Source organism: Paenibacillus gyeongsangnamensis (genome assembly GCF_027533625.1).
Taxonomy (GTDB): Bacteria; Bacillota; Bacilli; order Paenibacillales; family NBRC-103111; genus Paenibacillus_G; species Paenibacillus_G gyeongsangnamensis.
This window is the reverse complement of record NZ_JAQAGZ010000024.1, coordinates 52370-67691: the sequence shown is the minus strand read 5'-3', so window position 1 is coordinate 67691 and position 15322 is coordinate 52370. Positions and strand designations below refer to the sequence as shown.

Below are 15322 nucleotides of genomic sequence, written 5' to 3'. Positions count from 1 at the left end.
CTATTCGTATCATTATTGAAATGCTGTTACCGAAAATTGGGGAAGCCGGGTGGTAAGGAAATGACCAATGCGATGGAGCTTAGACAGCTGCAATGGCAGCAGCTGCTCACTTCTCTCGAGTGCAGGCTGACGATCGTCCGGGTGGACGGCAGAGCGGTCCAAAGCAACTATACGACGATAAAGATCACTTACCTGGATGCAGGGGAAATCCGGTTCGACAGCGAGCTTGACTTCCCTCAGGATCACCGTATAACGATAGGCCTGGAGCTGTTTACAGCACATCATTCGATCCGGTTGCTCGGAAGCCGAATTGAGAAGAAAGGCGTACGGGCACCTTATGCGTACCGGGTGAAATACGATATGCCGGCAGCAAGCCGCTCCTTCTTCTTCGGCATGATCAATCAGATGGCGGTTCATGCCCAAACCTTCACCGCCAAGGCTGTGGAGAGCTACAATGCGCTGCAGCCCTATCCTCAGCTTTACCCTCAAATTGATTTTCAAACCTAAAGAAAGGGCTTACATACAGTTTTCGGAATGGTAAAGGAAAATTTATATTTTAACTTACAAAAAGCAGCCTAAAAGCCTCATCAGACGACAAAAAAACCGAAAAACAGCGTTTGACAAGGATACATATCGTAACATAAAGTGTTACTAGAGCATAACGGCAATTCATCTTCGCTGCATAGCTCATCATGTTATTTGAGGCAAGGCACCGGGATATCCGCATCATCTCACCCGTCAAATCCATATCTGTCAGAAGGAGCGTTGTAAATGAGCAGCGACCGTTTGAATCAAGGCAAGGTCGAATTGGATATTCACAAGATTTTGGCTCAGATGAATATTGACCAAGAGAAGTACACCCGTATGAATGCCGCCGTCTCAAATACCAGCGTAACATCCTCTTCTCCGGCTCCGAAGACATGGTTTTCCTGCCTGTCTTAATCCTCGCGCTCGATTGAGCCTAACCCCCACTACGTAAGCGCAAGCCGAAACTTGGGTTCATGCCTTCCTAGATTCATCCTACGGTATCTGGTACGCAGCAGGCGATTACAGCATATGCAAGGTGACTTCGCTGCGCACCATGAACCGGATATTGATCCCCGTTTGTCCAAGACCCTTGGAAATATAGAAGGTACCGTAAGGCTTCCGGTGCAATCCTTTGTATATGCCTGAAGCGGGCAAAGGGCCCATCGGTCTGAATTTGTAAAAGAACGGAATGTTGATTTGTTTGCCGTGCAGATGGCCCGCCATCAAATAATGGTAAGACCATTGTTTCATCATCAATACGATATTCGGATCATGCGTTGCGACGAGGATGGGAAGCTGAGGATGCACCTGCGCGAAGGATTTGCGTATTCTGCTCTTGCCGCTGTCGAAATCATCGATTCCGACCAGCTGAAAACCGTCCAAGAGAGCGGCTTCATTGCGTAAAATCCGTATGCCGTACCCTTCGATGAACTTGATTAACCGGCTGACCTTGGGCTGCTGGTGATCGTGATTGCCGAGAACGGCATAGGCGGGAATGCCGCTGTCCCGAACCATGCTTAAATAAGTTCCCAGCTTGGGAAGGCTGGAGGGGAGCTTCGTGAAATCCCCGGTAATAATAATATAATCCGGGCGCTCCGCTTCGATGACACGCCGGATTTGCCCCGGACGCACCCGGAGCCGCTCGACATGCAGATCGCTGAGCTGGAGTATTTTTTTTCCGATACCCAGATCAAGGCGGATCTTTTCCGTTTTGAGCCACTGGGTGGGGAGAATGAAGAGGGTATACATCCCGGCGAAGATTGCAATGAAGATAACAGTCGATAAGATTAGGGTCATCTTGAAGTCCTTTCACGATACATAGAGTCGATACCTATTGTATCACAAATATTTTCTTAAGACCCCATCCGGGAATAAAAAGTCCTCACCTTTTTCATTGCGTGAAAAAAGTAAGGACTTTTTGGAGTTGATAAGAGTTTATATTTATCCTGGTGCCGTCACATCAGCATGGAGAGAAAATCTTTGTCCACCTGGATCCGGAACCAAATTTCAAGGCATAATAATGACCACAATTGCTGGGCATAATTGCGTTTCCCCGATTGGTGGGCATCAAGCAGCCGCTTGACATGCTCCGATCGGAACAATCCCCGGTCTACGGCTCGTTTGCCCAAAAGCAGCTCTGAAGCCTTCTTGGACAATACCGTCCGCAGCCAAGATTCGATCGGCATATTAAACCCTTTTTTCGGACGGTACAATACCTCGTGAGGCACGTACCTTGATGCAAGCTTTTTCAGCAGCATCTTCGTATCGAGACCTTGAATTTTCAGCTGATGAGGGAGGGTTGCGGTGAATTCGGCCAGTTCAATATCAAGCAGCGGGGAGCGCGCTTCAAGCGAATGAGCCATCGTCATCGTGTCCATCTTGGCAAGAAGATCGTCCGGCAAATAACTGTTCAGATCGCCGTACATCATTTTATCCACGGAAGCGAGGCCGTCCGCCTGATCCCAGACGCGCTGATACCATATATCCGGATGATGGTTCCCCAGCTGCTGCAGAAATTCCGGCGTATAAACGGATTCCCGATAAGGCCGTAGCGCGCGGTTGAAAACATAAGCGGTTCGCGCGTCGGTCATCCCTAATTCGAATACTTGTTTCATGCCGTTCAAAATCCTGGGGGAAAGCTTCGGTTTAGAAAGCGCATAACGACCGATCGGGCGCCGGAGCCATCCCGGCAGCGCCTTTCTGTAGCGCATGGCCATCGATTCCGCCAGAGGGCGCGTGTACCCGGCGAACAGTTCGTCCCCGCCGTCTCCATTAAGAATGACCGTTACTTCTTCCTTGGCTTGTTTGGATACAAAATAAGTGGGCAGGGCGGATGAGTCCGCAAACGGTTCGCCAAACCTGCTCAAGATGTCGGGGATCGACTTCCAATAATCCATCGTGAGAGTGAATTCATGATGGTCGGTTTGATAAGCCTCGCTAACTTTGCGTGCGAATCGGGTTTCGTCATATTGAGGATCGTCAAACCCCATTGTTACGGTCGTAATCGGTTTTCCGGACTCCAGGGCCATGATGGCGGTGACAAGACTGGAATCGACGCCGCCGCTTAAAAAGGCGCCGATCGGCACGTCGCTTACCATTCGGCTGCGAACGGCTTTTCGAATCAAGCGGTCCAGTTCCTCCAAGGCCTCTTCTTCCGAGATGGATACGGGATTGGCGAAAGAAAGGTGCCAGTAACGTTCGACAGACAATTTCCTGTCTTTATAAATCGCGTAATGGCCGGGCAGAAGCTTCTGAATACCTTCAAAAATGCACTCGTCCCCGGGAACGGCCAAATAGGTCAAATAATCATCGATCGCACAAGGGTTGACGGGCGGAAGCGCATCATAATATTCCAACAGCGCATTTAATGTCGATGAGAAAGCGAGCTTTCCATTCGCACAGGAATAGAAAAGCGGTTTTTTGCCGAAAGGATCGCGCGCCATGATTAGACTCTTGCTGCGGTTATCCCAGATGGCAAAGGCATACATTCCCCTGATTTTTTGGAGTGTCCGGTTTAGCCCCCAGCATGAATAGGCGGCGAGGATCACCTCCGTATCCGTATGGGTACGAAACGAGTACTGGTGCTTCAGCTCATTGCGCAGATCCAAATAATTATAAATTTCTCCATTAAACGTAATCGCGATTTCTTCGCTTGCATCGAGCATAGGCTGATGCCCTGACGCGCTTAAGTCGATGATGGAAAGTCTGCGATGCCCCAGAATCACATCCTGATTGCTCCAAGTCCCTTCATTGTCCGGCCCTCGCTCCACCATTCGGTTCAGGGAACGTTTTACTTTATCCATTGAATAACCAACGCAACCGGTAATTCCACACATGTATGATCCACTCCAACTCTAATTTAAGTTACTTATCATTGTTGCATACGGTTAAAGCATCGACTTAACTGTCAAATCAAGTGCAACGCGTTGGTTCTTTAGTAATAAATAGATAGAGAACGAAGCCGGTTGTTCTTTACATAAAATAAAGAATAGGAAAAAATGGTTCTTTTGTTCCTTGTGCAGGTTTAATGATACAAAACGTAACATCGAGATCATTATACGGTGTGTATCAAGAGAAAGCAATTATCAAATGGTTAAAAAAATAATAAATTTCAACTCCGGCTTTCAGAATAATTGCAAAAAACATATGAAAATAAATTGACAATGATACAAATAGTATCGTAAATTTAGTTAAAAAGGATACACTTAGTATCCAAACAACTAAATTAACGGTTCGGCATGGAAGGAGCTCCTATGATAAAAAAACCGACTATAGCTATTGTTGCCCATGATGCCGGAGGCTTAGGCGGAATGGAAATTCATTTAAATGAAATGATTATGCGTCTTAAAGAAGATTACAACGTAACGGTAGTTGCTTCCTCTTTAAACGTGACAAACCCCGAGGGCATCAAATTTATTAAAATACCGGTGATCAAAAGGCCTGTCCCCCTAAGACTGATTCTGTTTTCCATTTTTGCCAGCCTGAGACTTCTCTTCGTGAAGCGGGATATTCTTCACACCACGGGGGCGATCGTCTTTAACCGCGCCGATTTCTCAACCGTTCATTATTGCCATCACGGCTACTTGAAGGCAGGGGGCACACGCGCAGACAGCGGAGTTTCCCGGTTTCGCAAGTGGAACAGCGATATCGCTTCCTTCATTGCCCGTACGATGGAGCGAATCGTCTATCATCCGAACCGAACCGCGAAGCTGCTTGCTGTTTCGAACCGGGTCCGGGAAGAAATTTTGGCGGATTTCCCCTACGCACCGGAACAAGTCGGTTATCTTCCGAACGGGGTGGACATCGACAAGTTTACCGTGTACGAGAGCGAGGCTAAAAAAGTGCTTCGCCAGCAGTACGGCGTTCCTGAGGACGGCGATATTCTGCTCTTTATGGGAGGGGACTGGCCAAGAAAGGGGCTTAATCTCGTCATAGAAGCCTTCAATAAAGTAGCGGATCAATTTCCGGAGCTCTATTTGCTTGTCGTCGGGAAAGGCGAACGTGAGCCGTATTATAAGATGGTACAGCCGGAACATCAGGATCGCGTCCGATTCACGGGAAAACAATCGGAACCGCAGCTTTGGTTCGGGATGAGCGATATATTCGTCTTTCCGTCCAGTTACGAGACTTTTTCTCTGGTAGTGCATGAAGCGGCGGCTGCCGGCATGGTCATCATCTCGACTAAGGTTGGGGGCGTGGAAGATCTAATTACGCATCACGTCAATGGCTTCATTTTAGAGCGGAACAGTGATGAAATTGCTTCGGCTTTACGCGAAATATTAAGCGCTCCCGAACGTTATCGTCTTTATGGAGAGCGGGCCAGGGCGCGCGTTAAACAGCTGACTTGGGAGAACATGCACCGCATTTTGATCGGGCATTATGATGAACATCACAACGGGCTGAAGGAAAAAGCTCTGACTTAAACTTGTCATTGGAGGCTGTTGCCATTGGATCGGAATCAAAATGTTAAAATCGTTGGGTTTGCCACCCAAGGAAGCAACGGGGATGATGAGAACCGGCTCAAGGCATTATTAAGCCAAGTTCCTGCTACCTTCTATCCTTTCGAGAAAAGAAAGAAGCATCTGAATTTTTGGCGCCTCCTTAAAAGCATTATTCGGGACAGGCCGAATTTGATGGTCATGGAGGGAACCGGTATCTTCGGAGGCCTTGCCTTGATCGCAGGAAATATGATAGCGGGCGTACCCTATATCGTAAGCAGCGGGGATGCCGTAGGTCCTTTCATCGCTAAACATCAGCCTATCTTGGGGCCCTTGTTTCTGATGTATGAAAAGCTGCTCTACCGGAGATCGATCGGTTTCATTGGCTGGACCCCTTATTTGGCCGGAAGGGCGTTGTCCTACGGAACCAAATACGCAATGACTGCTGCGGGCTGGGCGCCCTTTCAGCATTCGGAAAGCGAACGGAAAGCGTTCAGGAAGCAGATCAGAGAAAAGTATGACATACCGGAGAATCACATTGTGGTGGGCATCGTAGGCTCTTTAAATTGGAGCAAACGAATCGGCTATTGCTACGGTTATGAATTGGTACAGGCTGCCCGAAGAATAAAGCGGGACGACATTACCGTCATGATTGTCGGAGACGGCACGGGAAAAGCACAGTTGGAGCAATTGGCCGGTACGGGCCCCGGGGCCCGGGTGATCTTGACCGGGCGTGTTCCGAGAGACCAGGTTCCTATGTATTTATCGGCCTTTGATCTGGCCAGCTTGCCGCAAAGCATCGATCAAGTAGGTAATTTCCGCTATACGACAAAAATCAGTGAATACTTATCCGTAGGGCTTCCGATCTTGGCGGGAACTCTGCCGATGACCTATGACTTATATGGGGATTGGGCGTATCGAATTTATGGAGATACACCTTGGTCAGAAACTTATATTCGTAACTTGGCCGACTTTATGGAACAAGTGACTTGGGAAAATGTGCAATCGAAGGGAGGCGGGATTCCCAGGAATTTTCCCGTATTTGATAAAGAAGCCCAAATCAACGCGGTCAGCGAGTTTATTGTGGATGTGTTGAGAAACGAAACAGCGAGCAGCTTCCAAGCAATAGAGCTGGAAAAAGTGGCCCGAAGCATGTAGCTCGGGCTTTCCTTTTAAAAAAATATACAAAAAGTGTCAGATACAAATTGTATCAGAAGTGACAAAGATGTATAATGTTAACGTAAACTTATAATTTTCCAATGAAGAAGATCATAAGGAAAGCGATTACAATAAATTTATCTATTATCCATGATTTGATGAATGTATAGAAAGGAAGGTAGGTTTAATGAAATTGGGTAAACGTATTTCCGGACTTCGGGAACAAAAGCAAATTACCCAGGGCGAACTAGCTCAAATCATTGGGGTTACACGAGCTGCACTTTCTCATTATGAGAATGATCGGAGATTACCGGATTACAATACGCTTATGAAGATAGCCAAATACTTTTCAGTAAGTGTAGAGTATGTTATCGAGGGAGATAATACGACTCAAATACATGGTTAACAAGGCCACTGTTTATTCGACATTTTAAAAAACAAGGTTACGAGCCGACGTCTATATTCATCGATGTCGGCTTGTTTATTTCATATTTAAAAATTCTGTCAAAATAAGAGTTTATCAATTTTTTTACACAAAAAAATAGTTACAAATTGTATCATTGATGATATTATACATATAGTAAGCTGAATCGACTTTGTTTGTGAATTCAGGAGGAATTATCATGAAGCAGTTACTGACTAACTTATTAGTTCTTAGCCCTGTTGCAGAAAGAGGTGGGGCCGAAAGGGTTATGGTCGATACCCTAAAATATTTAAACCGTAATAAATTTAGTGCCAAGCTTGTTTTTTTTGAACATGGTTCGTTGGTGGAAGAGATGAGTCGGTTAGGATATGACACGGAAGTGATACCGGCCGACAGGCTTAGAGACCTTGGTACATACATTAGAGTTGTTAGTAAGATACGAAAACTAATACGTAATGATCAAATCGATATCGTTATAAGTTGGATGCCTAAAGCTCATTTATATGGTGGTATTGCTGCACTTCTAGAAAAGAAAAAATCCGTTTGGTGGCAGCATATGATTCCCAAAAATCATTGGATGGATAAATTAGCTTCTAGAATACCGGCACACGGAGTGCTTTGCCCTTCAAAAGTAACAAAACATTTTCAAGAAAAATTAACTCCTAATAGACGTGTGTTACTAAATAATCTTGGCGTTGATTTGCAGCAGTTCGGTTGCAGCACCAATAAAACGAAGAGCTTCCGGGAAAAAATGGGTATCCCCGAGGATTCAGTCGTATTTGCTTTTGTGGGACGATTACAACGCTGGAAACGTCCGGATGTGGTAATAAAAGCATTTAACCAAGTTGCTAAAGGGAAGAATACTTACCTGCTTATAATTGGTGGTACATTGTTTGGGCTAGAGCAAGATTATGAGGATGAATTGAAGGAGCTTGCTGCGACAGGAGAAAATTCGAAAATTATATTTATGGGTCATCAAAAAGATGTTGGAGCTATATTGGAAGCAGCCGATACTGTTGTCCATGCTTCCTTGATGGAACCATTTGGCATGGTAATTATTGAATCGATGGCAGTAGGCAAAACAGTTATTGCCGTAGGGCAAGGTGGACCGGTCGAAATTATTACTAATGGAAACGACGGTTTGCTCTACGACGGTTCGGAAAGTCAATTAGTCCAACTAATGGATAAAGTTTTGAACGGTCGAGTATCTTTGGCGGAAATAGGAATAAGAGCCCGACAAACGGTTGAAAAGAAGTTCACTGTTGCACATATGGCCGAAAACTTTGAAAATAATCTTGCTTCACTTATTAACTAATAATTGAGGTGCAACTTGTGAAGAGAATAGAAAATTCTCGTTATTATGAGCTTGACTCTTTAAGGGGGATTGCAGCTTTAATTGTAGTTATTTTTCATTGTTGGGTGCTATTGGATGTGCCTCTTAAAATAAAGTCGAATATATGGTACACCCCATTCGCATTTTTAATTTCCGGACACCAATCGGTTATTGTTTTCTTTTTGTTAAGCGGTTTTGTTTTAGCTTTACCTTTTTTACGTGGAGTAAAAGTTAACTACTATAAATTCATGATCAAACGGCTCTGTCGAATATATATCCCGTATCTTTTTGCAATTATAGTTGGAATAACTTGTCGTTATTTGTTTAATCAAAATGTATTACCCGGTCATTGGAGTGGAAGTTTAAACCTGGCCGTTTATTTAAATCACCTAGTTTTAATTTCTTCGTTTAGTCAAAATTATTTTGTTCCTGTCATTTGGTCATTGGTTCACGAAATGAGAATTTCAATTCTATTTCCGTTAATAATGTTCTTGGTAATAAATTTAAATTGGAGAATAAATTTGTTAATTGGTGCTTTAAGTTCTCTAATTGGTATTACCTTATTAAGGTTTGATTCCGGTGCGGATATGTTTACCAATTATTATGATACCTTTCATTACATTTTTATTTTTATTATGGGAGCCTTAGTCGCAAAACATAAAGAGGATTTAATTCATATTTTTAATAAGTTTAAACATAATATCCTTTTCGTGATTTTGAATTTCGTGGTTTATGTATTCGGATATAAATACATTTCATATTATGGGGGGGCACTTCCTTCAAAAGTTTCAGATTGGCTAACGGCTTTTGCAGGTGTTGTTTTTATTATAGCAATTCTAGGTAAGCAATCATGGGGAAACGTTCTACGGAAAAAAATTTTTACATATCTCGGACAGATTTCTTATAGTATTTATCTCTTCCATATTCTTATTTTAATCACGCTTATAAATGTATTTCATAATAAACTTCACGATTCAATCATATTTATCTTGACTATAATTCTAACACTTATAGTTTCATCGCTAACCTACTTTATTGTGGAAAGACCTTCCATCCGTTTGGGAAAAATATTGACTTCAAAGAAACAAAAAGCAACAAATCGTAGCCCATCATTGATTGAAATGGGAAACGAAGGTTGAATGATTATAAGTCCCATTTATTAACGGACCATCGTCTTGTTTATGATACAATATGTATCATAAACTGATTGATAATATTGGTTAATTAGGAGTGTGACTCATGGAACTCAGCATTATTATTCCCACATTTAATGAACGTGAAAATGTAAGGAAAATAACAAACAGGATTATGGATGTACTGCGACCCATAGGATGCAGTTATGAAATTTTTTTTGTGGATGATAGCCGTGATGACACCCCGACAGTGCTGGAAGAATTATCAAAAAATCATCATGAAGTGAAGTATCTTCATCGTCAAAATGGAAGAGGACTTGGAACAGCGGTTGTGGAAGGATTCAAAAGAACACAAGGAAATTTCATTATAGTCATGGATGCCGATCTTCAGCATCCACCAGAACTGCTTCCACTTATTTATAGGCGTTTACTGCAAGGTATTGAGGTATTGATTCCAAGCAGATTTGTAGAAGGCGGGTCAGACGGAGGGCTTAATTGGTTTCGGAAACTAGTATCTTGGACTGCAAGAACAATCGGTCGAATTTCAATTAAACGAATGCGGGATATTTCGGACTGTACAGGAGGTTATTTTGGACTACATAGGAGCGTAATTGAAGGAGTAACTCTGGATCCAGTTGGATGGAAAATCCTAATGGAAGTTTTAGTAAAAGGGAAATATCAGACCGTTCATGAAATTCCGTATTCATTTGAAGCACGTGACGCAGGGACATCCAAGATGAGCACTATTGAACAATGGAATTATCTAAAACATATCTTTAAGTTGGTTTGGAGCAGTCCGGATGACCGAAGGTTTTATCTCTTTTGTATGGTAGGAGCCTTGGGGGTATTGGTTAACTTAATGGTATTAAAACTATTATTAATTATTTTTCTTATACATTCGTTGGCAGCTTCGATCGGAGCTTCTTGTGTTGCCATGCTTCATAATTTTTTATGGAATGATAATTTTACATGGAAAGAAAAAAAACAACCGATCATGTGGAGAAGAGTACTTCGGCTTCCTCAATTTATCGTTATCAGTGGGGTTGGAATCGGAATTACGGCGGCGTTTGCATGGTTAGCTTCATGGATTGGAATTAACATATTTTTAGGACAGTTAGCTGGAATAATTGTTGCTACATCATGGAACTATTTGGCGAATAATAAATGGACTTGGGAAGCCTCCAAATCCAATAGAAAAGCTAAAATTACTGTAACACAAGAGGTTTAGCAGATTTATATCTATAAACAATGGAGTGGATATTTTGAATCTATTTATAAATCTAAAAATGATTAATAGACTAAGTAAAATGTGTTGTGTTTTATTTCTGGTCTTTGGAATATTTAGCGTCAAATGGTCTCCTGATGAAGGATGGAATTTGCTTATGTCCAAGAACTATTTGGATACAAAACAATTCATCAATGTAGTCTATAATGAGCCTCTTGATTTCGGGAGATTTTGGTTTTATTTATTAAGTCAATTGAATCAACTATCTTCATACGAACATTATTATATTTATCGATTGCCAAGTCTGACTTTAGCTCTTTTATCACTATTTTTTCTACAATTAATAATGAGGAAACTTAATTTTAATTACGTTTCTTCCATAGGCGGCCTTTTCTTATTCACTTTTTGGAGTTTATATGGAGCCAATGGTATATCTCTTCGGCCAGAATCAATGTATATGTTCTCCACGATATTATCAATATATGCTGGAGTAATATTTAAAGATAAAAAAATTGGGAAAGTGTACTTTTTAAGTCTGATCATTAATTTTATTTCTTTTTCAATGCATCCGAATGGAATTTTTGGATTTTTGATTAATTTATTTACTCTTATTTATTATAGAAAAATAATCAAATTAAAATATTTGTTGTTATTGATTCCTGTAGGTTGCGTAGGATTAATTTTATTTTACGTTTCGTTAACTTGGGATAGCACATTACAAGATTTCGTCAACGGCTATATGTATAATGCTAATACATCTTTTCATAAATTGCCGTTTTATAGAGAATACCAAAGATATTTTGACCTCTTTAATGCATATCCGCTAGTCGTGCCCTTCATACTTATAGCTTTAATTTCTCTCTTTTTTAAAAGTAAAAGTGAATTAGAGAAAATAATAAAATACATATTTTTTATTAGTTTAATATATCTTCTCTTACTTCCTGTTAAATGGCATTACTATTTCTCTGTCGCTATACCCTCAGTGTCTATCCTATTTGCCTATGTACTGGAATCTTCCCCTAGAATAACTTTCAATAATAAAACTTACTCAATAAATTATTTAGTATTACTTGTGCTCTTTGTGAATATAGGTATTTATCAATATTCTCAAGCCAAAGAATATACGATGTTAAGATCCCAAATTCATAAAGAAGCCTTTTGGCAGGATGCAGTTATTAAACAAGTTAAGAATGAAGTTTCTGGTAAAAAAATTGCTGCGCCAACAGTATTCTTTCCTTATCTCGATCAGAGCTTGTTTGTGCCATACAATGAATTCGGTGAAATAAAGTTCATTTATCGATCAGCATTGATAAAACCGGATTACCTTATTACAACATTAAAAGATAGCCCGGAAGAAATCATGAAAAACTATAGTATTCAAATGGAATACAAAAGAGCCATTTATTTTCAGGGGATCCCATATAACTTGTATGCGATTAAATAATGTACTTAAGACCAGTAAAAAACATGAAAAAATGATACAATTCGTATCATAGTTGTGTTATGATTATTTTGTACTTAGTGAATGTATTAATAGAATTCTTATAAGTGTCTTACAAAAAATTATGAGGTGAAGACGATGAAAACGGCATTGATTACCGGGATTACGGGACAGGATGGAGCATATTTGGCTAAGCTGTTGCTTGATAAGGGTTATAAGGTTTATGGAATCGTTGCGAGACGAAGCACAAGCTCCTTGTGGAGACTCCAGTTTCTTGGCATCGAAAGGGAAGTGCAGCTGCTCGAGGGGGACATGACAGACCCTTCTGCGCTCATCAGAGCATTGCAGGTTGCAAAGCCGAAGGAAGTCTACAACTTGGCTGCTCAAAGCTTCGTCGGCACTTCCTGGGATCAGCCTATCACAACAGCAAACGTTACCGGCGTCGGTGTATTAAATATTTTGGAAGCTATCCGCTTGACCGATCCGTCCATCCGGTTCTACCAAGCTTCAACCAGCGAAATGTTCGGCTTGATCCAGGAGCCCATGCAATCTGAGAAAACACCGTTCTATCCTAGAAGCCCATATGGCGTAGCCAAATTATACGGCCATTGGATTACGGTTAACTACCGGGAAAGTTTCAATATCTTCGCATCGAGCGGTATTTTATTCAACCATGAATCTCCTTTGAGAGGCATTGAATTTGTAACGCGGAAGGTCACCGATGCCGTAGCGAGAATTAAATTAGGAAGGCAGAACGAGCTTCGTCTCGGTAATATCGATGCCCAAAGAGATTGGGGCTTTGCAGGTGATTATGTGAAAGCGATGTGGCTCATGCTGCAGCAGGATTCTCCGGATGATTACGTGGTGGCAACCGGTAAAACTACAACGGTAAGAGATATGTGTAAAATTGCTTTTAATTATGTCGGTTTGAATTATGAAGATTTTGTAGTCATTGATCCTCAGTTTTACAGACCGGCGGAAGTGGATATCTTATTGGGAGATCCGTCGAAAGCCAAAAGGCAGTTAGGCTGGGAAATTGAAACGAGTTTGGAACAACTGATTCACATGATGGTGGAGGCTGACTTGCAGCGCGTCGGAAAAGAAACTCAAGAAGGTATCGCTCCTGCGATTATTTTAGGAGCTTAAGGAGTCGTTTCTTATGAGAGTGCTGGTCACCGGAGCTGGAGGATTCGTAGGCAAGCATCTTGTTGCCGAGCTGAGAAGTAGGAATCACGAGGTTATCGCTACTGCTTTAACAAGTCGAGAGGATCCACACATCGGAAGTCTGTCTAGTCTTCCCCTTACCGATTACTCTTTAATTAAGCAATTTATTGAACTCACACAGCCAGACATTTTGTTCCACATGGCAGCGCAATCGAAAGTCATGAAATCGTGGCAGGATCCGTCAGCGACGATCTCCGCTAATACTTTGGGAACGATTCACCTTATGCAGGCGATGTTAGAAGTTTGCCCTGACTCGAGGTTTATCAACGTTGGCTCGAGTGAGGAATATGGGTTAGCGGGAAAGGATGGCAAGCCGCTCACTGAAGAAGCCGCTTGTCTTCCGCAAAATCCGTATGCCGTAAGTAAGTATGCCGCCGGTCAGCTTGTTATCCAGCTGGCTAAAAAGCATCGGCTTCAAGCGATTCACTTGAGACCATTTAACCATTTCGGCCCAGGTCAAGAAGAAGGTTTTGTTATAAGCGACTTTGCCTCTCAAATCGTTAAGATTGAAAAAGGCTTGATTTCCCCCATACTTAAAGTCGGGGACTTATCGGCACAAAGGGATTTTACTTATTGTGCAGATATTATCGATGCTTATGTTTCGATCGTCGAGAAGCCCTTGCCCAACGGTATGTATAACGTATGTTCCGGAACGCCAAGAAGGATTCAAGACATTCTGGATCACCTATTGGAACTGTCCAACACTCCTATTGAAATCGTTACAGATACCGAGAAGTGGAGGCCATCCGAAGTCCCTTTATTTGTCGGTTCCTCGAGATTGCTAGAGTTACAAACCGGATGGAAGCCGAGAACTGATTTCTATGAGGGTTTGAAGGAAACACTCATTTGGTGGAGAAACAAAAATAGCGAGTTAACGTATGTTACAGTCGATAATCGGCATTAGCCTTTTATCGGCTGCTTTTTTACCAAGATCTTTTATCTGAATGGTGATTGGATAGCGAATGCGCTTATGGCGACACAAACACTAGCGTAATTCACCTTATTTCGCCATTTGGTGCTCGAAAAGTGGGATCTTCATAGGATATCTAGTGAAAAATTGTAAATAGAAAAAAGTAGGAGGGGGTTGAAATTCGTCTATTTGCAGTTATTTTATGGGCTCTTGTCCTGTTTATTTTCACATGCAACATCAGTTTGCACGCTCTTCTTAATGATAAAATATTATTTATCATCAATCCCCATCCAAAGTATAGAGATCTGTTTATTTATTTGGATTATAATTTGGTTCACCCATATTGGATCATCGTTAAATTAGGGCACGTCATAGGATTTGCAATCATGGATTTTCTCCTCTTTTGGTGGACAAGAAAAAGAACCTACGCAGCTTTGCTTACTATTACGTTGGCATTATTAACGGAAATTTTACAGTTATTTTTTAACCGGGATGGAAGAATCTATGACGTTGTAATTGATTCTGTAGGAATCTTAATTTCTTATTATGCCAGTAAATTACACAAGACAATTAAGATCATTAGTAAGGAGCTAAATTTGGGCAAGAGATGAATTATCAGCAAAAGTTGCCTCGAAATTTTCAAACGGTGCTGGCTGTTTATTGTCATAGGTAACAGTTATGAAAGTGAAATTATTTAATTTCTTCGAGGGAGGCTAAGATTGCCTCTTCTTTCGCCATCAATATCCCCTCTGGCATACCGAGCTTGCCGTACCGTTGCACTGCCTTACTTCTATTAATACGAGTATGATCCCCATCAAAAGAGCTACGATATCCATCTCTCCGGGCCAGTAGCTCAGTTCCCCTACATATAAATTCCATATTTTCTAATTGGTTTAACCGTTCATTTTGGGAGTGGTACGAGTATCTCTTTCATAATTATTTTATTTGCATATATATAAATAAATACTCGTAAAGAGTACCTATTTACATATATACAATACCATTCGCG

The 15322-nt window shown here is 41.8% G+C and carries 14 protein-coding genes; 12 read left to right on the top strand and 2 right to left on the bottom strand.

Annotated features, from left to right (window positions below; all coding sequences use genetic code 11):
• The first annotated feature begins 60 nt into the window (after positions 1-60).
• Positions 61-507, top strand: coding sequence for a hypothetical protein (locus O9H85_RS29780; protein WP_269885041.1), 447 nt, complete (start codon positions 61-63; stop codon positions 505-507).
• 264 nt (positions 508-771) lie between these two features.
• Positions 772-942, top strand: coding sequence for a hypothetical protein (locus O9H85_RS29775; protein ID WP_269885040.1), 171 nt, complete (start codon positions 772-774; stop codon positions 940-942).
• 105 nt (positions 943-1047) lie between these two features.
• On the opposite strand, the gene O9H85_RS29770 is transcribed toward O9H85_RS29775, so the two are convergent.
• A complete protein-coding gene (locus O9H85_RS29770; protein WP_269885039.1) occupies positions 1048-1824 on the bottom strand; it encodes a metallophosphoesterase in 777 nt (258 codons plus the stop codon).
• A gap of 158 nt (positions 1825-1982) precedes the next feature.
• Entirely contained in the window at positions 1983-3863 is a 1881-nt protein-coding gene (asnB, locus tag O9H85_RS29765; protein ID WP_269885038.1) for an asparagine synthase (glutamine-hydrolyzing), read from the bottom strand.
• A gap of 474 nt (positions 3864-4337) precedes the next feature.
• Here asnB and O9H85_RS29760 point away from each other — a divergent pair, with 474 nt between their 5' ends.
• The 10 genes from O9H85_RS29760 to O9H85_RS37965 all read left to right on the top strand — a co-directional run bounded on the left by O9H85_RS29760 (position 4338) and on the right by O9H85_RS37965 (position 14924).
• Complete coding sequence (locus O9H85_RS29760; RefSeq protein WP_269885037.1) at positions 4338-5450, top strand: glycosyltransferase family 4 protein; 1113 nt, start codon at positions 4338-4340, stop codon at positions 5448-5450.
• Positions 5451-5474: 24 nt separating this feature from the next.
• Positions 5475-6623 carry a glycosyltransferase gene (locus tag O9H85_RS29755; protein ID WP_269885036.1) on the top strand — a complete coding sequence of 383 codons (1149 nt, stop codon included), beginning with the start codon at positions 5475-5477 and terminating at the stop codon, positions 6621-6623.
• 187 nt (positions 6624-6810) lie between these two features.
• Complete coding sequence (locus O9H85_RS29750) at positions 6811-7029, top strand: helix-turn-helix domain-containing protein (RefSeq protein ID WP_269885035.1); 219 nt, start codon at positions 6811-6813, stop codon at positions 7027-7029.
• Positions 7030-7246: 217 nt separating this feature from the next.
• Complete coding sequence (locus O9H85_RS29745; RefSeq protein ID WP_269885034.1) at positions 7247-8362, top strand: glycosyltransferase family 4 protein; 1116 nt, start codon at positions 7247-7249, stop codon at positions 8360-8362.
• 17 nt (positions 8363-8379) lie between these two features.
• A complete protein-coding gene (locus tag O9H85_RS29740; protein ID WP_269885033.1) occupies positions 8380-9519 on the top strand; it encodes an acyltransferase family protein in 1140 nt (379 codons plus the stop codon).
• A gap of 100 nt (positions 9520-9619) precedes the next feature.
• Positions 9620-10741, top strand: a complete 1122-nt coding sequence (locus O9H85_RS29735) for a glycosyltransferase (protein ID WP_269885032.1) — start codon at positions 9620-9622, stop codon at positions 10739-10741.
• A 154-nt stretch (positions 10742-10895) separates the two neighbouring features.
• Positions 10896-12182 (top strand): hypothetical protein, encoded by a 1287-nt coding sequence (locus O9H85_RS29730; RefSeq protein WP_269885031.1) that lies wholly within the window; start codon positions 10896-10898, stop codon positions 12180-12182.
• A 135-nt stretch (positions 12183-12317) separates the two neighbouring features.
• A complete protein-coding gene (gmd, locus tag O9H85_RS29725; RefSeq protein WP_269885030.1) occupies positions 12318-13325 on the top strand; it encodes a GDP-mannose 4,6-dehydratase in 1008 nt (335 codons plus the stop codon).
• 13 nt (positions 13326-13338) lie between these two features.
• Positions 13339-14307, top strand: a complete 969-nt coding sequence (locus O9H85_RS29720) for a GDP-mannose 4,6-dehydratase (RefSeq protein ID WP_269885029.1) — start codon at positions 13339-13341, stop codon at positions 14305-14307.
• Between the two features lie 185 nt (positions 14308-14492).
• Positions 14493-14924 carry a VanZ family protein gene (locus O9H85_RS37965; RefSeq protein WP_409348222.1) on the top strand — a complete coding sequence of 144 codons (432 nt, stop codon included), beginning with the start codon at positions 14493-14495 and terminating at the stop codon, positions 14922-14924.
• Positions 14925-15322: the final 398 nt, after the last annotated feature.

What these genes read in the sequence shown, in the direction of transcription:
- O9H85_RS29780 (WP_269885041.1), top strand. Translation starts at nt 61, where the DNA reads ATGACCAATGCGATGGAGCTTAGACAGCTGCAATGGCAGCAGCTGCTC.
- O9H85_RS29775 (WP_269885040.1), top strand. Translation starts at nt 772, where the DNA reads ATGAGCAGCGACCGTTTGAATCAAGGCAAGGTCGAATTGGATATTCAC.
- O9H85_RS29770 (WP_269885039.1), bottom strand. Translation starts at nt 1,824, where the DNA reads ATGACCCTAATCTTATCGACTGTTATCTTCATTGCAATCTTCGCCGGG.
- asnB (WP_269885038.1), bottom strand. Translation starts at nt 3,863, where the DNA reads ATGTGTGGAATTACCGGTTGCGTTGGTTATTCAATGGATAAAGTAAAA.
- O9H85_RS29760 (WP_269885037.1), top strand. Translation starts at nt 4,338, where the DNA reads ATGGAAATTCATTTAAATGAAATGATTATGCGTCTTAAAGAAGATTAC.
- O9H85_RS29750 (WP_269885035.1), top strand. Translation starts at nt 6,811, where the DNA reads ATGAAATTGGGTAAACGTATTTCCGGACTTCGGGAACAAAAGCAAATT.
- O9H85_RS29745 (WP_269885034.1), top strand. Translation starts at nt 7,247, where the DNA reads ATGAAGCAGTTACTGACTAACTTATTAGTTCTTAGCCCTGTTGCAGAA.
- O9H85_RS29735 (WP_269885032.1), top strand. Translation starts at nt 9,620, where the DNA reads ATGGAACTCAGCATTATTATTCCCACATTTAATGAACGTGAAAATGTA.
- O9H85_RS29730 (WP_269885031.1), top strand. Translation starts at nt 10,896, where the DNA reads ATGTCCAAGAACTATTTGGATACAAAACAATTCATCAATGTAGTCTAT.
- gmd (WP_269885030.1), top strand. Translation starts at nt 12,318, where the DNA reads ATGAAAACGGCATTGATTACCGGGATTACGGGACAGGATGGAGCATAT.
- O9H85_RS29720 (WP_269885029.1), top strand. Translation starts at nt 13,339, where the DNA reads ATGAGAGTGCTGGTCACCGGAGCTGGAGGATTCGTAGGCAAGCATCTT.